The 25248-nt window shown below is 62.9% G+C and carries 20 protein-coding genes and 1 pseudogene; 11 read left to right on the top strand and 10 right to left on the bottom strand.

Going from position 1 to position 25248, the window contains the following annotated elements:
* Window positions 1-10: 10 nt before the first annotated feature.
* Window positions 11-568, top strand: coding sequence for a helix-turn-helix transcriptional regulator (locus QZ648_RS05770; RefSeq protein ID WP_291996382.1), 558 nt, complete (start codon window positions 11-13; stop codon window positions 566-568).
* Between the two features lie 274 nt (window positions 569-842).
* Here the strand turns inward: QZ648_RS05770 and QZ648_RS05765 are convergent, their stop codons facing one another.
* Window positions 843-2273, bottom strand: a complete 1431-nt coding sequence (locus tag QZ648_RS05765; RefSeq protein ID WP_291996381.1) for a hypothetical protein — start codon at window positions 2271-2273, stop codon at window positions 843-845.
* On the opposite strand from QZ648_RS05765, the gene QZ648_RS05760 reads away from it, so the two are divergent.
* The 3 genes from QZ648_RS05760 to QZ648_RS05750 are packed head-to-tail and all read left to right on the top strand — an operon-like array spanning window position 2272 to window position 3177.
* Window positions 2272-2721 (top strand): hypothetical protein, encoded by a 450-nt coding sequence (locus tag QZ648_RS05760; protein WP_366144076.1) that lies wholly within the window; start codon window positions 2272-2274, stop codon window positions 2719-2721. The genes QZ648_RS05765 and QZ648_RS05760 overlap by 2 nt on opposite strands.
* Window positions 2718-2921, top strand: coding sequence for a hypothetical protein (locus QZ648_RS05755; protein WP_291996380.1), 204 nt, complete (start codon window positions 2718-2720; stop codon window positions 2919-2921). The genes QZ648_RS05760 and QZ648_RS05755 overlap by 4 nt, the downstream gene beginning before the upstream one ends.
* A gap of 16 nt (window positions 2922-2937) precedes the next feature.
* The gene (locus QZ648_RS05750) at window positions 2938-3177 is read left to right on the top strand and encodes a hypothetical protein (protein WP_291996379.1); all 240 of its coding nucleotides are present in this window, start codon (window positions 2938-2940) and stop codon (window positions 3175-3177) included.
* Between the two features lie 630 nt (window positions 3178-3807).
* On the opposite strand, the gene QZ648_RS05745 is transcribed toward QZ648_RS05750, so the two are convergent.
* Window positions 3808-4470, bottom strand: a complete 663-nt coding sequence (locus QZ648_RS05745) for a transposase (RefSeq protein WP_291996378.1) — start codon at window positions 4468-4470, stop codon at window positions 3808-3810.
* 164 nt (window positions 4471-4634) lie between these two features.
* Here QZ648_RS05745 and QZ648_RS05740 point away from each other — a divergent pair, with 164 nt between their 5' ends.
* Window positions 4635-4877, top strand: a complete 243-nt coding sequence (locus tag QZ648_RS05740) for a hypothetical protein (RefSeq protein WP_291996377.1) — start codon at window positions 4635-4637, stop codon at window positions 4875-4877.
* On the opposite strand, the gene QZ648_RS05735 is transcribed toward QZ648_RS05740, so the two are convergent.
* A complete protein-coding gene (locus QZ648_RS05735) occupies window positions 4864-5130 on the bottom strand; it encodes a hypothetical protein (protein WP_291996376.1) in 267 nt (88 codons plus the stop codon). The genes QZ648_RS05740 and QZ648_RS05735 overlap by 14 nt on opposite strands.
* A 13-nt stretch (window positions 5131-5143) precedes the next feature.
* Entirely contained in the window at window positions 5144-6226 is a 1083-nt protein-coding gene (locus QZ648_RS05730) for a primase-helicase zinc-binding domain-containing protein (RefSeq protein WP_291996375.1), read from the bottom strand.
* A 964-nt stretch (window positions 6227-7190) separates the two neighbouring features.
* On the opposite strand from QZ648_RS05730, the gene QZ648_RS05725 reads away from it, so the two are divergent.
* The gene (locus tag QZ648_RS05725; RefSeq protein WP_291996549.1) at window positions 7191-9674 is read left to right on the top strand and encodes an arylsulfatase; all 2484 of its coding nucleotides are present in this window, start codon (window positions 7191-7193) and stop codon (window positions 9672-9674) included.
* Window positions 9675-9988: 314 nt separating this feature from the next.
* Here QZ648_RS05725 and QZ648_RS05720 read toward each other — a convergent pair.
* The 5 genes and pseudogenes from QZ648_RS05720 to QZ648_RS05700 all read right to left on the bottom strand — a co-directional run bounded on the left by QZ648_RS05720 (window position 9989) and on the right by QZ648_RS05700 (window position 15376).
* Window positions 9989-10603, bottom strand: a pseudogene (locus QZ648_RS05720) (tyrosine-type recombinase/integrase).
* A gap of 324 nt (window positions 10604-10927) precedes the next feature.
* Entirely contained in the window at window positions 10928-12925 is a 1998-nt protein-coding gene (locus QZ648_RS05715; protein WP_291996374.1) for an alkaline phosphatase D family protein, read from the bottom strand.
* Between the two features lie 135 nt (window positions 12926-13060).
* Window positions 13061-14626, bottom strand: coding sequence for an IS66 family transposase (locus tag QZ648_RS05710; RefSeq protein WP_291996373.1), 1566 nt, complete (start codon window positions 14624-14626; stop codon window positions 13061-13063).
* A gap of 79 nt (window positions 14627-14705) precedes the next feature.
* Window positions 14706-15056, bottom strand: a complete 351-nt coding sequence (gene tnpB / locus QZ648_RS05705) for an IS66 family insertion sequence element accessory protein TnpB (protein WP_291996548.1) — start codon at window positions 15054-15056, stop codon at window positions 14706-14708.
* On the bottom strand, window positions 15056-15376 hold the full coding sequence (locus tag QZ648_RS05700; RefSeq protein WP_291996372.1) for an IS66 family insertion sequence element accessory protein TnpB: 321 nt from the start codon (window positions 15374-15376) through the stop codon (window positions 15056-15058). The genes tnpB and QZ648_RS05700 overlap by 1 nt, the downstream gene beginning before the upstream one ends.
* Window positions 15377-15821: 445 nt before the next feature.
* On the opposite strand from QZ648_RS05700, the gene mutS reads away from it, so the two are divergent.
* The 5 genes from mutS to fadD all read left to right on the top strand — a co-directional run bounded on the left by mutS (window position 15822) and on the right by fadD (window position 24569).
* The gene (mutS, locus tag QZ648_RS05695; protein WP_291996371.1) at window positions 15822-18368 is read left to right on the top strand and encodes a DNA mismatch repair protein MutS; all 2547 of its coding nucleotides are present in this window, start codon (window positions 15822-15824) and stop codon (window positions 18366-18368) included.
* Window positions 18365-19330, top strand: a complete 966-nt coding sequence (locus tag QZ648_RS05690; protein WP_291996370.1) for a metallophosphoesterase family protein — start codon at window positions 18365-18367, stop codon at window positions 19328-19330. Before mutS ends, QZ648_RS05690 begins: the two co-directional genes overlap by 4 nt.
* A 435-nt stretch (window positions 19331-19765) precedes the next feature.
* A complete protein-coding gene (locus QZ648_RS05685; RefSeq protein ID WP_291996369.1) occupies window positions 19766-20896 on the top strand; it encodes a hypothetical protein in 1131 nt (376 codons plus the stop codon).
* Window positions 20897-21168: 272 nt separating this feature from the next.
* Window positions 21169-22611, top strand: coding sequence for an IS1380 family transposase (locus QZ648_RS05680; protein ID WP_169068687.1), 1443 nt, complete (start codon window positions 21169-21171; stop codon window positions 22609-22611).
* Window positions 22612-22892: 281 nt separating this feature from the next.
* Entirely contained in the window at window positions 22893-24569 is a 1677-nt protein-coding gene (gene fadD, locus QZ648_RS05675) for a long-chain-fatty-acid--CoA ligase FadD (RefSeq protein WP_291996368.1), read from the top strand.
* Window positions 24570-24608: 39 nt separating this feature from the next.
* Here fadD and QZ648_RS05670 read toward each other — a convergent pair whose 3' ends face one another.
* Window positions 24609-25223: an ankyrin repeat domain-containing protein gene (locus tag QZ648_RS05670; RefSeq protein ID WP_169068149.1), complete on the bottom strand. Its 615-nt coding sequence runs from the start codon at window positions 25221-25223 to the stop codon at window positions 24609-24611.
* Between the last annotated feature and the right edge of the window lie 25 nt (window positions 25224-25248).

Here is a 25248-nt window from a genome sequence, read left to right as displayed (position 1 = left end):
GTGCGTTCGCGTGAATGCGGCACTGGTGTCGAACCGCGAATCCACCGCCGATACTGAACGGACGACGATGAGCAAGTTCGAATCCACGGGCGAATCGCCGCCTGATGCCATGGCTTCCGACCAAGCGCACGCGAGCCATTCCCTTCCTGAAATCGAATTGGGCGCGCTTGCGGCCCGGTTGAAGCTGCTGATCGGCGACCACTCCGTGGCGTTCTTTGCCCGGAAGTGCGGGATGGCGGAATCCGTGCTCCGGACCTACCTGAACGACCGACGAATGCCCTCGCTGGACAAGGCTTGGGCCATTGCCGCCGCCGGAGGCGTCACCCTTGACTGGCTCGCGACCGGCCGTGGCCGGCGCGTCACAGCCCAAGTCGGCGGGGCTTACGCCACGGACTCCAAAAGCGTCAGCGATGTCGAAGAGCCGCAAACACCGTCACGACCCTGCCGTTCTGGAGGGCATCCTGAAGGCTGTCCTGGAAGCCCAGGGGATCACGCGACACCAGAGCACATCGCGGCCTTGACCGTCGACCTGTACCAACGTGCCATGATTATTCAGCCGCGGGAATAGACCCAACCGATCCTTCGGCCCGCGGGTGTCCACAACCCGCACCTTTCCCGAGCACCGTTTCACCGACCAGCAGGGCGTTTCAAGCCACCCGCGGCAGATGAAACGTGAATCGTCGCCGGCCGAACGAACGCCGTTCGCCGATGCCCGCGAGGTTCAGGCCGGACGAAGTGCAGCGAGCCATGGATCGTGACCCGTTCGGTCGCGATCCATGGCATGAAGGAGGATATCGGGAAGTAACACCCGCGGGTCTGGGCCGCGTCCCCTCCAGAAAACCTCAGCGAATGCTCACTGTCCGCGCCTTCCACGCCGGCGCCTGAGACCGGTAGAAGACCGACAGCGAACTCGGTTTGTCAGCCCAGCGCTCGACCTCCAGGCTGGACAGGTTCACCAGCTCGAAACGGATCTTGTAGCGGCCGTCGACCTTCGCCTCGCGGGCGGCGAGCAGTTTCGTGTGCCCTGGCACCCAACCCGCGAACTCGACGTAGCCGAGGTCGGGAGTGTCGGTGGCCGGCGGGACGACATCGACGATCCAGCCCGTCGGTTCCTGGCGAAAGACCCACATCTCGCGCCAAGTATCGAGGGGTTGCACGGCCAACGTCAGGGCGACACCCTGAGGATGGGCCGCGGCCGACGCCGACCAGACGATGCCGAAGGTGCAGCGCGTGAGCAGCGGGTTCTTCACGTCGTGCCGGGCATCGACCAGATGCACGCAGGTCTCGCCTGGCTCACCGGGAGTGGTCGCGACGCCGAGACCGACCGGCGCCTTGATTGGGTCGAGAGGTAGCCCGGGCTCGGCCGCCCAGCGCGAAGCGCCCACGCGAATCGCGGCGTCGCTATAGGTCGCGGCATCCGTCTCCGCCAACTCGCTCTTCTTGATTAGCGCCAGTTCGTCCACCGCGCGGTTGGCTGCCTCGGCAACGGCTGCGACACCGAGTTCGGACCGTCTCGCCCGCTGCCACGCGAGACTTGCCCAGACACCGGCCTTGCGCAGGTGCAGGCGGTTCTTCAGGACATCCGGGAGCCGGGACGTGTCGATCCGGTCCAGCACTTCGGCCCGCCAGTTAACGAGGGCGAATCGCTCGACCGGCGTCAGCCTCGGTGAGACGCAGTCGTGACGCGTGAGCGCCAGCGCCGCCAGGGCTTTCTGTAGATCGGATGCCGGCAGCGCCAGGACACGGCGGAAGGCGTCGCCGTCATAGCAGAGCTGGATCTTCTCGTCACGCTCGAAGCTGACCATGGTCACGCCATACGCGGCGGCGACTTCGAGATGCTCGCCGACGGCGGTGTCGGGTCCTTTCGCCTGGCGGCCGGTTGCGCGTCGGGCAAGGCGTTCGGCGAAGGTGCCGAGTGCATCGAACACTTCGCCATCGATGGCTTCCGTCGGCGCTGCCTTGAGATAAGCAGCGGCATAGCTGATGCCCAAGGATTCCTCTCCGGGCGTGTCGCGCAGAAAACGGACCACGGCGAGCAGTTCGGGAGCGCTCTCCGGCTTCAGCGACTGCGGCCGAACCTGGCTCGATAGGACGTAACCGGCGCGCTCGCGGCGGTGGTCGTAGACCTGCAGGTAATCGCCCTTGGCTCCACGGATTTCCAGGCTGTCACCCTGCCACAGGACGGCGTGCTGGGCGGCGCTCTCCCGCGGGGAACCCCGCGTTCTGCTACGACCGGCAGGCGCTGCGCCGGCCGACCGACTGTGAGAGCGCATCAGCGGCGAGGAGCACGAAGATTTCCTGCGCGTGTTGGTGGACGGGGAACCGTTTGTCGCCGGGCTATCGCCCGATCGCGCCGAGCTATGGAGTCGCGAGTTGCACGAGGATTACCCGTCGACGGCCTCTTATCGCGCCCTCTTCCATGCCGGGTTTCTGCTCGCCGAGCGGGACGAGATCGATCGCGTCGTCACCGGGCTTCCGGTCAATCAGTATCTCGATCCAGAGCTGCGTGAGCGGCTAGCCATGCAGATGCGAGGTGAGCACCAGATTACGCCGCCGCGAAAGATCACCGTGTGCGAGGTCAAGGTCGTCCCGCAACCCGTGGGAGGCTTTGTCGATTACGTCTGGGGTCTGCCGGATGCCAAGGACCTCGAAGACAGCCGAGTGCTGGTGGTCGACCCCGGCTTCTTCTCGGCGAGCGGGTCGACGTCGCGCCCTACTTGAAAAGGGCGGCCGACAAGGTCGGACCGATCGTCACCACCCGCTTGCGGGAATCCCTGCGCAAGAAGAACGCTAGGGCTGACCTGGTGCTGCTGGTGGGCGGCGGCGCGGGGTTCTTTGCGGAGGCGATCAAGGACGCCTTCCCGCAGCTCAATGTGTCGACGCCGGAGGTGCCGGTTTTGGCGAACGTGCGCGGGTTCTAGCGGATGGGCGCTTGAGATGTCGTCGCTGCGCATTGTGGTGAACATTCCGGCGGGCACCTACCCGGAGTTGCTTGCCGATCTGGGTACCGTCGCGATACGAGAGCGGGCGGAACGGCTCAGCGTGCTGGCGATGATCGGCTTGAGGGACTTGCGTCAGGGTTCGTCGCGGGATGAGGCTTCGGCGAATTTGCAGCACCCGATGGAGGATAACGAAGCCGACGTGAAGAAGTCGGCGAAGCTCACACTGGGGCTGTAACGCCTACGAGCACGAGGCGTTGCGGCGCGATGAGCGGCCCCGAGAAAAGCTCGGTTTGCCGCCTGCGCCCCGCCGGTCCTGTGGTCCGGTAAGCCTTGGAGCGTTGGGAAAGGACGTCGTCCACGCTTCCAAACCGACCCGACGCGCCATCTCATGGGTTGCTGGCAACGCCTAATTCTTGGTCGGCGGAGAGTGTCGCTTGGCAGAGGCCGGTCCAGGGCAGATTTCCACAGCTTGTCCACCGCTTCCGCACAGCGCTACCCACAGGTTCTGGGGACAGAAGCTAAGAGTCCCGATCTTGCCAGCCAGCGATGGGCCAAACGACTGCCGGACTTCTTTGTTCGCAACGTCAGCAGGTCCGTATTCAACATCCGGGTGTCCGCGCCGGGGCGAAAGCGGCGTCCACGAGCCGACATAAAGCTGGTGTAAGGAAAGCGGGCTCCGGGGCGTGGAACCCTTGGTTTGAGCACGAAGAAGGAGGGCCGAGCCCCCGGAGTGAGGGCGATCGGAGCACGCTGGTAGAGGACGGGCTCTAACCCCTGTTTAGCCAACAGAAAAAGATTTCTTGTTTTCTCAATGGCTTGTAAGGCAAATGAATCTCTAATGGCACAACAAGCGCGTAATGTCGTGTCAGGAAGTCAGTTTTTTGGTTCCTCCGGGTTCGGGGTTGACGCCCAAGGCGCGATAGATCGCCATCAGCTCGGGCTCGGCGTTGGTGGCCTTGCGCACATGTAGCGCGCGGCCACCGCGCTGGCGGAAAGTCGTCGTCACGCGACGCTGAACCGAGAGCGTCTCGCGCAGAGTGGTCCAACTGTCGTGAATGCCCGCCGCCTTCAGCTTTAGGCGAAGAAATTGCACGCACTGGTAAGCCAGCACGGTAATGAACAGGTGGCCGTCGGCGTGATCGTCCTGGTGATGATAGACCGGCCGCAAGCCCAGTTCGCTCTTCAGACTGCGAAACACGCTCTCCAGATCGGTCAGCAGCGTATAGGTGCGCCAGAGCCGCTCTTCATCCCAGTCGAGTTGATTGGTACGCAAGCAATAGACGCCCGGGTGCATCGCCTGGCTCCCATCGCGCGGCACCTTCTGCCAGGTGATCCCGGTGACCCGCTTGCCCGATTCGTCAGTCACCAGGCCCACCGTGTAATGCTGGCTGGTGCCGCGACTCTTCTGCTTGAGCCGGCCAATTCGTTCGCGTAATTTGTCGGGCCGATTCTCGGCACGCGGCTTGGCCAGGCCGTCCAGGATTTGCTGCAATCCGGCTTCGAAGCGCTGGCTGAAGGACTCGCTCATCGCCTCCTCCTTGAGCTGGCTGAGTCACTGGAAACGACCTCAGGTTCCCGACGCTTGACGGTGATCGGCATCCACAGGGACAGCGCTTTCTGTCCCTTGCAGACGGACCGACCCAGCGCCTTCCAGCGACTGAAGCTCGCGATGGGCGACAGGGGCAGGCACTTTTGCCGAAGCTGGATGGCCGCCAGAATCTGATTGCCGACGCTGAAGCGGTGAAACCGGCGGAAAGCCTGACTGACGATCCCGGGCTCGGTGAGAGCCTGCTCGAGAAGGGGTGCGAATTTGTCGTACATGGTGCCTCCAGTGAAAAACGGGAAGGCACCGTCCCCGTCGAGGAGCGGTACACTCCCCGTGGGATGGAAAAACCGGCCAAGGCCGGGAAAGTCTGCTGCGTTAGCAGCGGCTGATTGATGAGCCGGCGGAAAGGGCAAATTTCCGTGCCTCGACGGCATGCGGGCCGAGAAACCTGGCGCGTGTACCGTCCGGTTGACGAACGAGGATTCGGCCGACGACGAGGATCTGTTGTCGCACACCGATGTCCCCATCGAAGCGGGTTTGCAGGTATTGCCGGTAGTCGCCCTGCCATCCAACTGGCGGTGCGAAAGGCCCGAACCCGCCTGGCCGGGTGTTGATCCGACTGAAGTCGATGACGCCGTACATGGTCACCTCCTCCTCAGGCGGCCCGGGTGAGCGCCTTGTCGACGCTGCCGAGCGTGGGAAAACCTGCTTTCCCTGCGAAATTGAACACGTCGAGCCAATCGACCCCTTTTTGGTCGTCGGGAATCGTGAGCGCTGGCGCAATCGCACCGGCTTGAATCCCCATGGCCCAAAGCCGAGTCACCAATACCCTCGCCGCTTCCTGTCCGTGTCCGGACGGGTGCTGTCGCGACGGCCGGTCCTTGTCGGCGAAGACGAGGACCTGGCGCACTCCTGGAGGAGGAACAAAGGTTTCCAGAAGATGGGCATTTCCGGTCGCCCAGGCGGGCAGACCGGTGGCTTCGATGACGGCAAGCGCGGTTTCGATGCCCTCGGTCACCGCCAGGCGACTCCCGGGGGCTATCAGGCGAATGGCGCCGCCGGTCAGCTGTCGCGCCGAGGGATGGCGCATCAGCTTCTTGGGCGCGTCAACCGGTGCCTTGTGACCATCGACCGTCAGGTAGCTACGATGGAGAGTCACTGCATCGCCCCCCTGCCCGGTGACTTGGGCAAGGATGGCTGGATGGCGCCCCACGAGACACCGATCGGCGTAGTAACCCAGCGCGGGATGAAAGCGCAGGGTTTGTAGTGGCGTTGCCGACAGACCGCGCCGCGCCAGGTAAAGACGTGCCGGCTCGGCTTGCGGGTGTGTCAGCGGGAGGGATTCCCGCCACGTGCGATTGAGGTGTTCGCGGCGGGTAGCATCGTCGGGCATACCACTTGCGACCGACGGCCCTTGCCTGCGGGTGCTGCTGACGGGTTGGCCGCCGACATGCTCTGCCACTTCGCGGATCGTGCGACCGAAATCCGAGTCGTTGGCCCACATCAGCAAAGACAAGCCGTCGGCAAAAAAGCCGCAGGTGTTGCAGACGCCGCCGCCGGTTTGATCGACGTCAGGAAAAACCCGAAAGCCGTCCCGACCACCATGGACCGGACAAGGGACATGCTTCCCTCGCCGCTCCACAGCCTCTTTCAACGCCGGCGCCAGATCGGGCAGGACCCGCTCCCAGCGCCCGCGTGCGTCATCCTTGACGCTCTGTGTTCGATAAGCCTGTTTCATTGCAGGTGCCTCCATGGAATGTCCCAGTCGGGACCTTCCGAAGCACCCCATGCCGGGGTCCTGGGGAAGGCCACGGCAAGGCCGGTTGGAACGTTCCGCGCGGCATGAAGGTAGCCCTGCCGGGATACGCTTCCCCGGCGGGGTCATGATGCTGTTTGTTTTCTCGTGGCCAGCTACCACACGTCCATCCTGCGCCTTACGGTGCGGGATCGAAACTCAATGGGCTGTTCGCAGGAGGCTCACCGAACCCCCTCCGAAAAGCCCCGGCACGGTGGCCGGGGAAAGTGCTGCAGGGGAGGAAACAGCTACGATGGTACGCAGGCACTTCGGCCAAGGGCGGGCGAAATGCATCCTGATCGGATCGAATTCGACCGGGCTTTAGCGGCGGCGTCAAACCGCGCAAATTCGGCGGCAATAGTTGGCGGCGGAATTTGGCGGCGATGAGCGCCCGCAGAGCGACGACAATCAGCGTCCGGTGTTTGCTGCGAAGCGGGCATTGGGAAAGGGGCGCCCGGCGTCTGATTGTCGGCCAGAGCGGCCGTTGGCGGCACATGGCGCGGACGGCCGGTATGGCTCCTTTACCGGCCATCCGGTGGCCAATCACGCCGAACGGCGGCTTTGACCGTTTAGCTACGCCCGGATCCGACCCTGAAGAGCCATTCGAGCTTTGCGGATCAATGGCTTCAATGCAGCGAAAGCAGTCGATGACGTATCGTGACGTGGAGATGTGGCCGAGGCAACGCAGTTCGCAAGAGGCGGTTCTCTGGGGGGGATTTCTCTCCCCTTTGCAGTCGCTGAAGAATCGACTATGTGACACCAAGAATTTCGCTGCCTTGAGGTTGTTCGTGCCGAAAACCTGTGATTGACCTGTCGCCGCTCGATAGCGATACTCCACGCAAGAGGTGGGCATCCCTATCCTTGGCAAAACGAAAGGAACGACCATATGAAAACAAGAAGCTTCCTCATGGCGGTGCTGGTGAGCGCGCTGGCGCTGACCAGTGTGCAGGCCCAACAAATCACCGGCACGCCCGGTTCGCCCAGCGCCACGCAAGTCATCAACGGAAACCAGCTGCCGCCTCCGCCCTTGAAGTTCGGCGGCGTAATCAAGGAAACTGCCCCGGATTCCACACCGTATTGGCCGCCCCGCGTGGTGCCGCCAAAGGGCGCCCCCAACGTGCTGCTAATCATGACCGATGACCAGGGCTATGGCGTTTCAGGCACCTTCGGTGGCGTAATCCCCACACCCGCCATGGATCGTATCGCCAAGGCGGGATTGCGCTACACGCAGTTCCATTCGACCGCGCTGTGCTCGCCGACGCGGGCGGCGTTGATTACCGGGCGCAATCATCACTCGGTCGGTTTCGGGGTGATTGGTGAAATGTCTACCGGCTTTCCGGGCTACGATTCCGTCATCACTCCCGACAAAGCAACCATCGGCACCATCTTGCGCGACAATGGCTACGCCACTTCGTGGTTTGGAAAGAACCACAACACGCCCACTTATCAGTACAGCGTGGCTGGCCCCTACGACCAGTGGCCGTCCGGAATGGGCTTTGAATATTTCTACGGCTTCATGGGCGGCGAGACCGACCAGTGGACTCCCTATCTTTTCCGCGATCACACCCAGATCTTTCCGTTCGTCGGCAAAAAAGACTACAACCTCATCACCGACATGGCGGACGAGGCCATCAAGTACATGGGCGACCTGAACGCGGTCGCCCCCGAGAAGCCGTTCTTTGTCTACTACGTGCCCGGCGGGACGCACTCGCCGCATCAGCCCAAACTGGAATGGCGGGAGAAGTTCAAGGGCAAGTTCGACATGGGCTGGGAAAAGCTGCGTGAGCAAATCATCGCCAACCAGAAACGGCTCGGCATTATTCCGGCGAACACCCAACTCACTCCGTGGCCAGATGGTCAGGCCGAGTACGCTGGCGCGAAGCTGCCGAAGTGGGACTCGTTGAGCGAGATCCAGAAGAAACTGTATGCCCGCGAAGCGGAGAACTTTGCCGGCTATGTTGCCTATACGGACCATGAGATCGGCCGTGTCATTAAAGCCGTCGAGGACATGGGCAAACTGGATAACACGATCATCATCTACATCAGCGGCGACAACGGCACCAGCGCGGAAGGCACATTGGAGGGCACCTTCAACCAGATGACCGCCTATAACGGCATTCTGACTCTCCCCGAGGCCGAGCAGTTGTTGCACTATGAGGACTGGGGTCAGGCCAAGACCTACCCACACATGGCGGTGGGCTGGACCTGGGCATTCGATACGCCATTCAAGTGGACCAAGCAGATCGCGTCGCATTTCGGTGGCACCCGACAGGGCATGGTCATCTCGTGGCCTGGCCACATCAAGGACGCGGGTGGCATCCGCACGCAGTTCCATCACATCATTGATATCGTGCCGACCATCCTGGAAGTCACCGGCGTGAAGGCCCCCGAGGACGTCAACGGCATCAAGCAGAAGCACATCGAAGGCGTGAGCATGGCTTACACGTTTGATGCGGCAAACGCCAAGGCGCCGTCGAAACGCGACACGCAGTACTTCGAAATGTTCGGCAACCGCGGGATCTATCACGACGGATGGTATGCCTGCACCACGCCGCCCGAGCCAGTCTGGCTGCTCGGCGGCAAGGCTCTGCCGCCCATTAGCGACTACAAGTGGGAGCTCTACAACATCGCGGATGACTACTCGCAGAACAACGATCTCGCGGCCAAGGAACCGGCCAAGCTCAAGGAGATGCAGGCCCTGTTCCTGACTGAGGCGAAGAAATACCAGGTCCTGCCTTTGGACAACTCGATTCTGCCGCGTCTCCTGACGCCGCGACCGAGCGCGACTGCGGGCCAGACCGTTTTCACCTACACCGGTGAGAAGGCCGGTATTCCCGTCGGCAATGCGCCCAGCATCCTGAACAAGGACTACACCATCACCGCCGAGATCACCGTCCCTGAAGGCGGCGCGGAAGGCATGATCGTGACGCTGGGCGGCCGCTTCGGCGGCTACGGCCTCTTCCTGCAAAAGGGCAAGCCGGTCTTTGTATACAACCTTCTTGATCTCGAACGATTCCGTTGGGAAGGCGGCGTCGGCGCGATCGTTGACCAGGACTTGTTTGGTAAAGCGCTCAAGCCCGGCAAGCATACGATCGTGTTCGACTTCAAGTATGACGGCCCCGGTCCCGCCAAGGGCGGCACCGGCGTGTTGTCCGTGGACGGCAAGGAACTGGATCGCAAGACGATCAAGCACACTATTCCGATCCTCATGTCCATCGACGAGACCATGGACGTGGGCCTGGATACGCGATCGGGAGTGGACGACAGCTACGAGTTGCCTTTCAAGTTCACCGGCACGATCGACAAGCTGACGTTCAAGCTCGGCCCATCGCAGATGACGGCAGAGGCGCAGAAGGCTGCCGCTGAAGCGCTCAAGAAAGCCACGGACTAACGCTTCGACGGGGAAACACGCGGGCCGCCTCCCACGAGGCGGCCCGAGACTTCATCTGCGAACCGGATCGAGTATTTGCTACGACCGCTTTACCCCACATTACTGACCGTCGACGCCGAAACCCACAGGCATCGACTTCCCATAGATGGCCTTGAGACGCGCAAACGCCGAATGGCTCTTTCCAGTCTTTAGCACTCTTTCGAAGATTGAGGCCGACCGTCTCTTCCTGGCCGATTGTACGCATAGACCATCGCGCCTGAAAGCGGCCGCAGGAAGCCCTGGGAAGAACAGCGTTGCGGCCGGAACAGGGAGCGCTAGATCTCGGTCTGCTCCGAGATCTCCAGTGCGTCATCGACGTCAATCCCGAGGTATCTCACCGTGCTCTCGAGCTTGAGGTGGCCAAGCAAGAGCTGCACGGCACGTAGGTTCTTCGTCCGTTTGTAGATCAACGTCGCCTTGGTCCGTCGCATGGTGTGCGTGCCATAAACCGTCGGATCGAGTCCGATGGAAGCGACCCACTGATGCACGATGCGGGCCTACTGTCGCGTAGAAACATGAGGTGACGTGGAGACGCGGCTGGGAAACAGGCATTGGTCCGGCTTCAATTTCGCCTTCTCGATCCACGCTGTGACGGCTGTCCTCGTCGGTTCGGTCAGCTCGAACTGTACCGGTCTTTGTGTCTTTCGCTGCACGACCATCGCCCGTGACAAGACATGGTCGCCATGCGTGATGTCGCGGACGCGCAGATTGACGAGATCGCAACCGCGTAGCTTACTGTCGATCGCCAGGTTGAACATCGCCAGGTCTCGAACCTGACGAGCGTTTTGAAGCTGAATTCGGATCGCCCAGATGTCCTTCGGCTTGAGCGGTGGCTTCTGCCCGATCAGCTTGCCTTTGTTCCAGGGTTCCCGGGGGTGACTGGATTCCATTTCAGACTCCTTCGTGATTGATCGAAGTCTGATTGTTCTCCGCCCGGCCAACGGCTGCTGTACTTCGCAAGCTGCCAGAGCGCCAATGCACACAACTCGGCCAGAACGGCCATTGGGCGTCTCAGCTTCGAGCGGCCGTAATGAGTCGGCAAGCGGTCACAGCCCTCAAAATATGGCCAAGTGGTTGCTAATCACCGCAGGTCACTCCGGACCCAACCCCGCAGGCAACATGCCAGCTGTCGCTGCAGAGCACGCTCGGGAAAAGGACTGAAAGCGCCTTTTCTATCACTACTTTCGCGCTGTGGCGTAAGTCAGGTAAGCCGCTTAATCCCACCGTGACTCCGCTTCACGGCGCGAGAAGCTGACGTTTTGCCCATCGCAGAGCAGTTGTCGGATGCGCCATGGGACCCCCTCCATATCGAGCTCGACCAAGCCGATCCCACTGCCGTTGAGCAAACGGCGGCCGTGCGCAATACCGTCTGGCTTGCGCGGGATCACCCGCAGGTGACGACGGCGCGTGAGCCAGTTGAGCGGCGAGCGTGGTGAATACAGCCAGCGGTTGGCGCGATCGAGGACATCCAGCAGACGCGGCGGAAACGTGTTGCGCAGCCCGCTGCTCGAGATCTGCCAGATGTCCGGACCACGTACCCGCCCGCGCAACTCGACGTCATAGACGAAGGAATAGTGGACATCGCCCGATAGCACCACAAAATGTTGCGGTGTCTTGGGGTGGCGGAAGATGTTGAGGATCGCGTGGCCCGATCCGGGGTGGGCCATCCAGTTCTCCGCATCCACCAGCAGGGATTGCCCGAACCAGGAAAACACGCGCTGAATGGATTCGATCAGTTTCACCCCAAAAATCGGGGTCGGCGACACCAGCAACACCGCGGGTAAGCCCTTCAGTGTTTGCTGCAGATCAGTCAGTGATTCCCAGTTCATCAAGCCAGAAGGCTGGCGGGCAGCGGACTCTGATCGCCAGCGATGAGTGCGGGTGTCGACAACCACCAGCGGCGGCTGGGTTGGCCAGGTATAGTGCCAGCTCTCGAAACGCAACAACCGCTCGATCAGCGCCTCGTGCACCGCTGTACCGGGGCTATCGAGGCTGACCTGAGCCTGCTCCAGCAACTGCGCGTCGAATGCATCCGGCTGATTGCCCCAGGCCTGATTGATCAGGTATCCGAATACGGCGTTGCCAATGACCCGCCGCGAAAACGGGTGCCCGTAGGCCACCTCTTCCCACTCACGACTCAGGTTCCAATCGTCGGTAATATCATGATCGTCAAAGATCATTGCGGTCGGCAGATGGGCAAAAAGACGCCGAACCGCTGGCAGTCCGGCGACAAAATCCTGAATCACACCGCACTCCGAACGGTAACGTTCAAGCACGTCGGCATCAAGGCTGGCAGGCGGACTCAGATCAATCTGCGACCACAGCGCGGGCGACCACACGAGCAAATACATCGCCAGCACCTCACCCAGCGAAATCAGATGATTGTGGGCGCTATCGGTGGTGAACACTGGTTTCTCGACCCCACCGAACAACACCTCGATCAGTGCATAGTTGCGCGCATGGCGCGGCAACAGGGTTTCGCGGCGGTAGAAGCCGGCGGGATGACGATACAGGGCCTGCGCGCTGTCGGCACCCGTCAGTTCCCCCCCGGCCAACGGCTCGTCAGGCAGGCCGAGCCGAGCGATGACCTGATGAATGGCATGCAGCATCGGTCCCGCCACATCATCGGCATACACCTGATCGCCCGTCATCATCAGCACCGACGGCCAGGCGGGTGGCGCCTCCTCTCCGTCCTTTGGCGGCAGCTGTCCCGTTTGTGGCGCAGCCTGCGCGAGCAGACGCTCCAGCAAGCGGTCGGCCTCGATCAGGCCATCACCACCGACGTGATGCGGTTTGCGGCATGAGCCGTGAAGCAGGCTGTGGATGCGCGAGGACAATACGAAGCCGGGGGTCGGCCTGCCCGGATAGCACAAGCCCGGCGCCCAGTCCGCGTGTTCAAGCCATGTATCGTCACCTTCAGTCAGGGGCTGCAGCGCCACCGTGTAGCCGATCCAGCAGTCTTGCGGCAAAGGTACGTCGAAGCGGAGATCAATCAACAGATAATGCAGATGCGTCCCGGCACTCAGCATGCGGCAACCCGGGTCACCGGGCACCAGCACCTGTTCGCGCAATGAGCTCTCGCCGGAATCGATACGAATGCGCAGACTAACTGGCGCGCTCACCGCCAGCCAGCACACCAGCCGGGACGGTGTGCATTGCCGCAGGATCGGTCCGGCCAACACCCATGGCGAGGGCGGTGCGCTCTCAGTCATGACCTGGCCCGGCGCCCAGCCTGGGATCAAGCGGGGTCACGATGTTTCTTGTAGCACGCATGTTTCATCCGCTTCATTGGCTATCGTCTTCTGTTAATCGTAAGCGCGCAGCGCACCCACCTCTCCGCGTGCAGCTCAGGCAGGCAGTGTGATCGGCAGCAGCTCGTCGATGCGGCGGTTCGGCCACGAGGGGAGCTTTTCCAGCGTGTCGGTCAGCCAGGCCATGGGCTCGATGCCATTCAGGCAGGCGGTCTGCAGCAAAGACTGAATCACCGCCGCACGTTTTCCGGCGGCTTCGGAACCGGCAAACAAGCAGTTCTTTTTCCCGACGCAAATTGGTCGGATGGCATTCTCGACGGGGTTGTTGTCGATCGGGTAGAAGCCATTTTCCGCGTAGCGGGCGAAGGCGGCCCAGCGGTTCAAGCTGTAGTCCATGGCCTTGGCCAAGCCACCCCCATCGGCCACCGACTTTCGGGTGTGCAAGAGCCACAGCTGCAGGGCAGCCAGCCGGGGCTGACTGTACGTCTTGCGCAGAAGCGCCCGTTCCTCCACCGTCTTCCCCTTGGCCTGGGCCTCGATCGCATACAACTCACCGCTACGACACACCGCCTCCGCGGCGATGGGGCTGCCGTTTGCCTGGTGAAGCTCGAATAGCTTGCGACGGGCATGCGCCAAACAGGCGAGTTCGATCACCTGACCCCGAAACAAGACCTTGTAGCCACCGTCATCGACCATCAAGGCCCCTGTCCAGGCACCCAGGAAATTCACTGCATGCACCCCGGCCCGGCTAGGCTGGTAATCGAAGACGATGATCGGTGGGTCATTGCCCAAGACATTGCTGCGATAAGCCCAGAGAAACGCGCGCTTGGTCTTCCCTTTGCCTGGATCCAATTGCTGAACCGGGGTTTCATCCGCATGCAGCATCGTGCCTTGACGCAGCAATTCGGCGAGGCGATCGCCGAGCGGTTCGAGCGCGACGCCGATACGACCCACCCAGTCGGCCAGCGTCGAACGGGCCAGCGACACCCCGGAGCGAGCCGCCTGCTGTTCCAGACGATAGAGCGGCAGGTGATCGATGTACTTGCCGACCATGACCCAAGCCAGCAAGGCCGGCGCGGCTAGGCCGCCGTCGATGACGGAAGGTGCTGCCGGTGCCGCCGTCACGGTCGCGCAGGGGCGGCAGGCGTATTTGGGGTAGATGTGGCGATCGACGAAGAACTCGGCGGGAACGATATTGAGTTTCTCGGTCACGCCCTCGCCGATCAATACCAGCGCTTGGCCACATTGACCACAGGTGCACACCTCGGGCTCGTGCCTGTGCTCGACACGCGGCAGGTGCACAGGCAAGGGCTGACGGCCAGCGCGTTCGCGCTTGGGTTTTTCGGGGGGCGGCTGATGCGGCCCCATCTCGGCCGCCTCGCGCTCTTCGGCCAAGCGTGCTTCGCAGGCGGCCAGGTCCGCCGCCAGCGTTTCATCGAAGAGGTCTCTGTTACCGGTGATGAGCGCTTCACTCTTGACGCCGAATTTCATGCGGCGCAAATACGCCAGTTCGAGGGTGAGCTTGTCGATTTTGACGTCGCGCCAGTGAATCTCCGTGGCCCGGGTACGCGCTTCTTCGACCAGGCCACCGACCCGTTTCTCCATCCACGCCAGCAGTTCTGGCGAGGGGTCAAAAGCGGCGAGTTCGGTGGTGAAGTCCATGACGTATTATACCAAGCAGATTATCCACAAGGCGCGCAAGTAGCCGCTTTTGCGAGGCTTTTCTGGAAGAAACCGGCGCTTAGACTTGCCAGTGCGCCGGCGCGGGCGCATCGCAACGTTGCCAGTCCACAGCAGCGATCAGCCACTGCCATTGGGCCGCTGTCAGGGCAAATATGCGGTCGCCGGCCTTGGGCCAAGTGAAGCTTCCGCGGTGCAGCCGCCGTTGCGATAGCCAGACGCCAGTGCCATCCCAGACCAACCGTTTGAGGCGGCTTCGCTTCCGGTTGGTGAAGGCGTAGGCGGTGCCGTCACAGGGGGAGCGCCCGAGGCTGGCCTGGATGCGGGCGGAAAGACCATCAATGCCCAGGCGCATGTCCACTGCTTCAATAGCGAGCCAGATACGTTCCGACGAGGGGCTGAGGGGCGCCATCACGAGCGCCCTCCACAGAGCTCGGCCAGCCACACGGCCGGCGGCAGCGCGGCAAATTCGAGCCGCCAGCCGTTGGCGACTTTGAGCGACAGAATTGGCTGCGAGCCCGCCTCTTCCGGAACCCTCGCTGCGGGAATCAGGGTCAGCGGACGACCAACGCCGGGCCCGCTTTCCGGTCGTGCCAGGCGCAGGTGCCAGTAACTGAGCGAATGCTTCTTCAGCCCGTGCTGCTCACAGTAGGCTCTCTGCGTTTCCCCGCTTGTCTGCCAAGCCCCAACATGCCCTCGCCAGTACGCTTCCCGCTCCGCGTTCTTGTCCATGTATTCCTCTCGTCGAAAATATCGAGAGTGAAGGACATTGGCCACAATCTACAGATGGGCGGGCTGGACGCTTACGATCGAGGGGGCTCCGGTATCGGCAAGTCCACGTCGTTCGGTCTGAGTGGGCTCCTACGCGAAGGCCAGGGGCCTCCGCACTGGTAATATGCTGCTCTGGCTGCGGTAACTTGATTGCCCTCGCATCGAACCCCATGGCGTTCTTTCAGTACAGGTTTTCGGGACCCGCCGGTTCTGCGGTATAGGTTTTGAAAAATACACCAAAAAAAACCAATACTGAAAAGCCAAGTGCAGATGGGCGCAGATGGACTTCCCCGAGCCTTGCGACATTCGAGACACCTGAACATTCACCAATCTCATCAACGGCTTGCGCGAGAATATGCCGAAGAATCAACAAGCAACAGACGGTGCAGAAGCAGCGCACACACCCATGATGCAGCAGTACCTGCGCCTCAAGGCGCAGCATCCCGGCTTGCTGATGTTCTACCGCATGGGCGACTTCTACGAGTTGTTCTTCGCCGACGCGGAAAAGGCGGCGCGCTTGCTGGACATCACGCTGACGACGCGCGGGCAGTCGGCCGGGCAGCCGATCCGCATGGCAGGAGTGCCTTATCACGCGGTCGAGCAGTATCTGGCGAAGCTGGTCCGGCTCGGCGAATCGGTGGTGATCTGCGAGCAGATCGGCGACCCGGCGACGAGCAAGGGCCCGGTCGAACGTGCGGTGGCGCGCATCGTCACCCCGGGAACGCTGACCGACGCGGCGCTACTCGATGAGAAGCGCGACACGCTGCTGCTCGCGGTGTCGATGACGCGGCAGCTCGCCGGGCTGGCGTGGATCAATCTGGCGAGTGGCGAGTTCCGCGTCTGCGAAGTCGCGCCGCCGAAACTGGCGGCTACCCTGGAGCGCATCCGCCCGGCCGAGATCGTCGTCCCCGAGAGCCTGAGCACAGAGTTCACGGCCGCCGTGGCGCTCACCCGTCGGCCCGACTGGCACTTCGACGTCGAGGCGGCGGGCCGCGAGCTGCGCACCCATTTCGGCACCACGTCGCTGGCTGGCTTCGGCACCGACGGCCTGCGGCCGGCGATTGCCGCTGCCGGCGCGCTGCTGCGCTACGCGCAGGCGACGCAGGCGCGCGCCCTGCCGCACCTGCAAGCCCTGATCGTCGAACGGGACGCGACTTATCTGGGCCTGGACACCGCCACCCGGCGCAACCTCGAACTGACCGAAACCCTGCGCGGCCAGCCGGCGCCGACGCTGTGCAGCCTGCTCGACAACTGCAGCAGCGCCATGGGCTCGCGGCTGCTGCGGCATGCGCTGCACCACCCCTTGCGCGATCCGGCGATCCCGACCGCCCGACACGCCGCAATCGCCATGCTGCTCGACGACGGGGAGTCCACGCTACGTGCGCTGCGCCAGGGTTTGCGCGCCTTTGCCGACATCGAACGTATCGCCGGGCGCATCGCGCTGTGCAGCGCGCGGCCGCGCGACCTGTCGAGTCTGCGCGACAGCGTGCAGCAACTTGAAACGCTGCGCGCGCCGCTGCGCGACAGCGCGGCGCCACTGCTCGCCGAGCTGCATGCGCAGCTGGCAACGCCGCTGGCGGCACTCGAACTGCTGCAGCGGGCGATCCTGCCCGAACCGGCGAGCCTGCTCCGCGACGGCGGCGTCATCGCCAGCGGCTTCGACGCCGAGCTTGACGAGCTGCGCGCGCTCAACGACAACTGCGGCGCTTTCCTGCTCGCCCTCGAAGCTCGCGAACGCGAGCGCACGGGTATCGCCAACCTCAAGGTCGAGTACAACCGCGTGCATGGCTTCTTCATCGAAGTGAGCAACGCGCAGGCCACCAGGGTGCCCGACGACTACCGGCGCCGACAGACGCTGAAGAACGCCGAACGCTATCTGACCCCCGAGCTGAAGGCTTTCGAGGACAAGGCGCTGTCGGCCAAGGACCGTTCGCTGGCGCGCGAAAAGCTGCTCTACGACGAAGTTCTCGCCGAACTGCAAAGCGAGCTGCCGCGCCTGCAGCAAATCGCGCAGGCGGTCGCTTACCTTGATCTGCTGGCCGCTTTCGCCGACAGCGCGCAGCGGCACAATTACTGCCGGCCGCTGTTTTCGTCGGAGCCGGGCTTGTCGATCGAGGGCGGCCGCCACCCGGTCGTCGAAGACCAACTCCCCGGTGGCGCCAGCTTCATCGCCAACGACACGCGTCTTGGCGACGGGCGCCGGCTGTTGCTGATCACTGGCCCGAACATGGGCGGCAAGTCGACCTATATGCGGCAGACGGCGCTGATCGCCCTGCTCGCCCACGTCGGCAGCTACGTGCCCGCCAGCAGTGCCGTTCTCGGGCCGCTCGACCAAATCTTCACGCGCATCGGTGCGGCCGACGACCTCGCCGCCGGCCGCTCGACGTTCATGGTCGAAATGACCGAGTCGGCAGCGATCCTGCATCACGCGACCGAGCGCAGCCTGGTGCTGATGGACGAAGTCGGGCGTGGTACTTCGACCTTCGACGGCATGGCGCTGGCTTTCGCGATCTGCCGCCACCTGCTCGAGAAAAACCGCTGCCTGACGCTGTTCGCCACGCACTACTTCGAGCTGACGCTGCTCGCCAACGAATACGGCGACCTGGCGAACGTGCATCTCGGCGCCGTCGAACATGGCGAACGCATCGTCTTCCTGCACGCGGTCGAGGAAGGCCCGGCCAGCCAGAGCTACGGCATCCAGGTCGCGGCGCTGGCCGGCATTCCGTCGCCGGTGCTGAGAGCGGCGCGGCGGCAGTTGCGCGAGTTCGAACAACGCGCGTCGATCAACCCCCTGCAACCTGACCTCTTCGCGAGCGCACTGGCCAACGCCGCCGACGCCAGCGAGCCGGCCATCGAGCCGGCGCTCGAACGGCTACGCAGCGTCGATCCCGATCAACTGACTCCGCGCGAAGCGCTCGACGCGCTCTACGAACTGAAAGCGCTGCTCCAATGAAAACGCTTACGGCCACGATCGGGACTCTGCTGGGCACTCTCGGCCTGCTGCTGGCAAGCGGCTTGCATGCCGAGACCTGGCGTTTCGCGGTCATCGGCGACGTTCCCTACAACAGCTACGAAGAAAACCAGCTGCCCTTAATGCTCGACGACATCGCCGCCGAACACCCGCAGTTCATTGTTCACGCCGGCGACTTCAAGTCGAGTTCGAAGCCCTGCAGCGACGCCCTGTTCCGCGACCGGCGGACGCTCTTCGACGCTTCGCAAGTGCCGCTGATCTACGTCCCCGGCGACAACGAATGGACCGACTGCCGCCGGCTGACTGCCGGTGGCTTCGATCCCCTGGAGCGTTTGCAGAAACTGCGCGAGCTGTTCTTCGCCACGCCGCGCTCGCTCGGCCGGCAGGCGCTGGCGGTCGAACAACAGCCTGGCGCCTATCCCGAGCAGCTGCGCTGGCGCCTCGGGCCGGTGCTCTTCGTATCGCTCAACGTGCCGGGGTCGAACAACAATTTCGGCCATCGGAAAACGCCCGGCCCGGAGTATCGCGCTCGCAACCCGGCGGTCATCGAATGGCTGGAACAGGGCTTTGCCACCGCCAGGCGCGAAAAGGCCGCCGGCCTGGTAATCGTCATGCAGGCCAACCCCGGCTTCAAGCACGCGGTCGCCGGCCTGCCACATAGCGGCTACCGCCAGTTGCTCGAAACCCTGCGTCGCGAAACCCTCGCCTTTCCCGGCCAGGTGCTGCTCATTCACGGCGATACGCACTGGCAGCGGATCGACAAGCCACTGCGCGAAACGAGTGGTGCAAGCGAGCATTCAAAGGATGCCGACAAGCAGCCAATCGCCAACTTCACTCGCCTGGAGACTTTTGGCTACCCGCTGCTCGGCTGGGTCAAGGTCATCGTCGATAGCGAGAACCCGCAGCTCTTCCGCTTCGAGGTGCATGCGCACCGCGCTCGCTGAACCTGCCGGCGCCTGCCTGCGCATCGCCGACACCCTTGGCGTGCTTGAACCAGGCAGCGGCTTACCTAGCGACCCCAACCCAACTGATGACGCCTGCACGTGCAGTGACCGCTTAGCGAGCGTCGAGCTGCCGATCGCAAGAGGTGGCCTGGGTCTGTTCAGGTACGCTGTTTGAGCGTTTTGTTTCGCGACTCGCAGAAGCCGCTGATCGGTCTTTTTTTCCCGCCTGTTGCTCAGCCAACGGCCCTCGATCACAGGCAGATTCGCCACGCGAAGCTGCCGCCAGCGCCCGGCTTTGCTACGATTGATGCCTTAGTGATCATTTGGCACGAGCACGTCAGGCGTCGAAGTGGCCGGCTCCGTGCCTCGTGACAGCCAACGGATAGCGGCGGCCGCGAGTCCGCTGCGCAACACCCATCAGCACGGAAGGACACCATGAGCGAGGCGACTGCGGCCAAGCGCCGCTTGCAGAGAGGGCAGGATTGGCTGGCCATCCTGGTCGCGGCCGGCGTCCTCAGCGGCGCCATCGCGCTGCTTGTCGAAGGACTGATCACACTCCTCGGCCTGGCGATCGGCGATGCTACCGGACATCGCAGCTGGGTTGATCAAAGCCTCGCCAGGTGCATCGAATGGCTCGCCGCTTTGCCGATCCTGGGGCGACTGCTGCCCTGGCTGGGTAGCCCACAGGAGTGCTTGCCTGGCAGTGGCTACCTGCGCGACCTGTGCGCGCTTTTTCTCTTTGCCTATCCCCTGGCGCTTGTACCGGCGCGGCACATCGGCCCAACATTGATCGCCCGCTACGATGACGAAACGCTGCGCGTCGAGGCCTGGCCCAGCGGCGACTCTGGCCTGCGCGGTGCCGGGCCGCCGGGCGAGACCCAGAGCAAGGCCTGGAAAGAGCTGCACGCCTGGTGTTTCGCCGGCACCGGCAGCGGCGCCAGCCCGTTCTGGCGCCCGTGGGCGCTACCCCAAGTGCCGCAGCCGTTGGCGATCGCCGTCTTGACGGGTAGTACCGGCGTCGGCAAATCGCATCTGGCGGAGGCCTTGTCTCGCGAGCTGGATGGTTCGCTGCAGCTCGCCGCGTGCGCTGGCCGCTGGGCTGCGCTGCGCTTGCGCCTGCGCGTCAAAGCTCAGGACTGCCTGTGGTGGCGGCGGCGCCAGCCGACCGATCCGTGGGACAGTGGCTACCTCGTCGAAGATCCCGCTGCACGCAGGCGTCTTGAACGATTTCGGCCGCGTCGTGCGACGCTCATCGTCGCCGACGAACTAGCGCCGGAGTCGCTGCGCAAGGCCATCGAAGACCTCAATTCCCGGCGTTCGGACTTCCGCCATCCGCTGCGCCTGTTGATCGTTGATGCGGCCCTTCCCGGCACGCTGGGCCTGCGCTGGGAAGCCGACGGCGGGGTGTGGATGACGGGCGTCCCGGAACTGGGCGAAACGCCGGTAGTTGACCTCTCTGATGCGCATTGTGGTCCACCGCGGTTTCGCGCCATGCTCGCCGCCCAAGTCGACGCCGCGGGCGAGCGTCCTTGCTTGAGGGGGGACGGAGTGCCCCCCGTCGCCTGATGGTCCTGCTCACTCATGATCGGCCGCGTCGCCTCGCTGTCCTCGATGCAGCGCGAAGCCGTCGCGGTCGGCGCCAGAAAAGCAGCATCGCCGCGCCTGACGATGGCTTGCTGGCAGCGCTCTTCTCACCGCGCTTCTCAGCGATCCTCTCAGCGATCTTCTCGGCGATCTTCTCACCACTCTCCTCCTAGCCTGGATGTTGCATAAAGAGGGCGAGTAAGCACGTAAACATTTGATACAATTGGAGTTCTATAGAAACCAGTTCGTAAAAAATGCCTACCACTACTCGCCCAGCCTTGGATTTTACCCCGGAACAACTCCACCTCCCGCCCGCTGCGGGCTTCACGGTTCGCGCCGATTTCAGCGCCGGTGAGGTGTCCTCGGACCTGGGCGCCTTGGTGCTGAGCGCCGTCGATCGTCGCATCGGCCTGATCGATCGCCTGACCGGGGCGATTGCCGATTCCCGCGATCCTCGTTACATCACCCACCCGCTGCGCGATTTGCTGACGCAGCGCGTCTTTCAGATTGCCTGCGGCTATGAGGACGGCAACGACGCCAACGCCCTGCGTCATGACCCGCTGTTCAAGCTGGCAGCCGGGCGGGCACCGCTCGATGCCGAGCAGGCGCTGGCCAGCGGTGCCACCTTCTCGCGTCTGGAGGGCGCCGTGCGACGAAGCGACATCTACCGACTGGCGCAGGCTCTGGTCGAGCAATTCATCGCTGGCTACGCCGAAGCGCCGCGCACGATCACGCTGGATCTGGATCACACCGACGATGCCACCTATGGCCAGCAGGCCCTGTCTTTCTACAATCACCACTACGGCCACCACTGTTACCTGCCCTTGTTGGTGTTCGAGGCCCACTCCGGCGCTCTGGTGAGCGCCGTCCTGCGCCCCGGCAAACGCCCGACCGGCGCCGAGAACGCCATGATCATGAAGCGGGTGCTCACCGTGTTGCGGCGCCACTGGCCGCAGACCCATATCCTGCTACGTGGCGACGGCCATTTCTCCAATCCCGAGTTGATGGCGTTGATTCAGGCCGATGGCAATGCAGATTTCATCTTCGGCCTGGCCGGCAACCCGGTCCTCACGCGCCAGGCCGAGGGCTTGATGAAGAACGTGCGCGCACACGCCGCCTTGAATCGGGCGCTGGCCGCCCGGGGCCTGCGCCCGGCCGCCGCGGCGGTGCGCCATTTCGGTGAATTCGACTACCAGGCGCGCTCCTGGCCGCGCGCCTTCCGGGTGGTGCTCAAGGCCGAAGTCCTGACCGGTAGCGCGATCACGCCTGCCAAGGACAATCAGCGCTACGTGGTCACCTCCTTGCGTGGCCCCTCGCCGCGGACGCTTTACCAACAGGACTACTGTGGCCGCGGCCAGGCTGAGAATTTGATCAAGCAAGTGAAAAGCGATCTGAAATCGGATCGGACATCCGCTTCGTCCTTCCTCGCCAACTTCGCTCGCCTGCTGCTGAGCGCCGCGGCCTACGTTCTGCATCAGCAACTGCGCCACCTGGGGCTGCAAGGCACGCCGTTGGCGACGGCACAGCCCAAGACCGTCATCCTCGCGCTGTTCAAGATCGCCGTCCGCGTCAAACAGTACAAGGACCGGGTGCTGCTGCAGCTACCCAGCAGTTGCCCGCTCAAGGGGCTGCTGGCACAGCTCTGCAAGAGGCTTTACCCCGCCAAGCGGATGCGCCCCATGCCGGCTTCGCCATGAACACGCCACGTCTGGCCCACGAGAGGCAGCCACCCACCCTGACCATCAACCACTTCTCACGCTTCTCCCCGCTTGCGGGGTCGGGGGAACTATCGCCTGGAAATCGAAAAATGCGTAGTCAAGCCCCGGGGGAGGCACAGGGCAGCGTTTGTGCAACATCCGGGTTAAAACCGTAGCCAACAGATGTGCGCTAGTGGTTGCGCTGGTGAGCAGCCGGGAGGTGGCGAGCCAGGCGACGCCAGAGGTACACCTATCAACAGCGTGACAGAGGAGGAGAGCAGATGGAAAAGATCTGGCTCAAGAGCTATCAGCAGGGCGTGCCGGCCGAAATAGAACTGAATGAATTTCAGTCGCTGGGTGAGCTTTTCGAAAAAAGCGTTGCGCAGTATCGTGATCGGGTTGCCTATATCAACATGGGTGTCGAGCTCAAGTACGGGGAACTCGACAAGTTGTCGCGTGATTTCGCCGCCTATCTGCAATCGGTCCTCAAGCTACCACTGGGGGCGCGCGTGGCGCTGATGATGCCGAATGTCCTGCAGTATCCCATTTGTATTTTCGGGGCCTTGCGTGCGGGCTATGTGGTGGTGAACGTGAACCCGCTGTACACCCCGCGCGAACTCGAGCATCAACTCAAGGATTCGGGTGCGGAAGCCATTGTCATTCTCGAGAACTTTGCCGTGACTCTGGAACAGGTGGTGGCGCGGACGCCGGTCAAGCATGTCGTGGTGGCTCGGCTTGGCGATATGCTCGGCTTCCCGAAAGCTGCGATCGTCAATTTCGTCGTCAAGTACGTCAAGAAAATGGTTCCGGCCTGGAATCTGCCGCAGGCGGCCAATTTTCGGGCCGCGCTGGCCGCGGGTGCTGCCGCCGAACTGCAATCGGTGAGCGTCGCTCAGGGTGATCTCGCTTTTCTCCAATACACCGGTGGCACGACCGGCGTTTCGAAAGGGGCGATGCTGACCCATCGCAACATCCTGGCGAATCTGGCGCAGGCGCACGCCTGGATAAAGCCGGCACTTGGCAAGGAGCAGCATCTGGTCGTGACGGCCTTGCCGCTCTACCACATCTTCGCCTTGACCGCGAATTGCTTTACCTTTTTCAAGGTTGGTGCCAGCAACCTGTTGATCACCAATCCGCGCGATATTCCGGCCTTTGTCGCCGAACTGGCCAAGTACCCCTTCACGGTGCTCACCGGCGTCAACACCTTGTTCAATGCGATGCTCAACAGCGATGCTTTCCGCGCGCTCGATTTCAGCAAGCTCAGGGTGACGCTTGGCGGTGGCATGGCGGTTCAGAAAGCCGTCGCCGAGAAGTGGAAAGTGGTGACCGGCAAGCCCTTGATCGAGGCTTATGGCCTGACTGAAACGTCGCCAGCGGCGACCATCAATCCGCTCGATATCCCCGCCTACAATGGCTCGATTGGTCTGCCCATATCATCCACCGAAGTGGTGATTCGTAACGATGCGGGCGCCGACGTCCCGCTCGGCGAGCGCGGCGAGCTTTGCGTGCGTGGCCCGCAGGTGATGAACGGTTACTACAATCGCCCCGAGGAAACCGCCAAGGTCATCATGGCCGATGGTTTTCTTCTCACCGGCGACATTGCGGTGATGGACGAAAAGGGTTTCGTGCGCATCGTCGACCGCAAGAAGGACATGATCCTCGTCTCGGGATTCAATGTTTACCCCAACGAGGTCGAGGACGTTGTTGCTCTCCATCCTGGCGTGCTGGAAGTGGCGGCAGTCGGCGTGCCGCATGAGAAGTCGGGTGAGGCTGTCAAGATCTTCGTTGTCAAGAAGGATCCAGCGCTTACTCCCGAGTTACTGATCGCCCATTGTCGGGAACATCTGACAGGCTATAAGGTGCCCGGCGAGATCGAGTTCCGCAGCGAGTTGCCGAAGACCAATGTCGGGAAGATCCTGCGCCGCGAACTGCGCGATGAGGCGTTGAAGAAGACCTGATTGCCCGGGGCCGGACGCAGGGGCGCGTCTGCGCTCGCCTTAGTTTTTACTGCTGACGTATTTCTTGAGAACGCCGGTGGTGATGGGGTGGCCGTTTCGCGACGCGTAGAAGAGCGGCGTTTTCTCGTCCCGGTCGGTGCTCTTCGGATCGGCACCCTGTGCGATCAGGTACTGCGAGAGTTTTGGCTGGCCGGTTGCTGCCGAGAGGTGAAGCGGCGTCTGTCCGGCGTCGGTTTTTGCAGTCACGTCGGCGTTGCGCTCGATCAGCGTTTCCACCTCGCGCCTGCCCCCTGAAATCACTGCCGCGTGCAGGGGTGTCATGCCGATACGGTCCTTGGCTTCGATGTTTGCGCCGCGCGAAATCAGCAGCGCCGTTGTTCGCGGATGGCCATAGAAGGCGGCCATATGCAGCGGTGTTCTGCCGAGTGCGTCAGTCGCGTCGATTTCTGCACCGGCGTCGAGTAGCGCCCTGATTTCCGTCAGGTTACCGGCAATGGCCGCCTTGACCAGTGGCGGGGTTTCCGCCGGAGTCGTTTCTACCACCTCCGGCGTAACCGCTTGCGCATTGTCCGCCGACTTTTCGCCGCATCCGGTCAGGGCGAGCGCCAAGACGGCAACGGCCAGCAGCGCGGCGCGAGTTGCGGCTATTTTCATCTGCGAAAATCTCCTGCCAGGATGA

This window comes from Candidatus Accumulibacter sp. ACC012 (genome assembly GCF_907163155.1).
In the GTDB taxonomy this organism is placed as follows: domain Bacteria; phylum Pseudomonadota; class Gammaproteobacteria; order Burkholderiales; family Rhodocyclaceae; genus Accumulibacter; species Accumulibacter delftensis.
The sequence above is the reverse complement of the archived record's forward strand: the minus strand, read 5'-3'. Positions and strand labels throughout refer to the sequence as shown.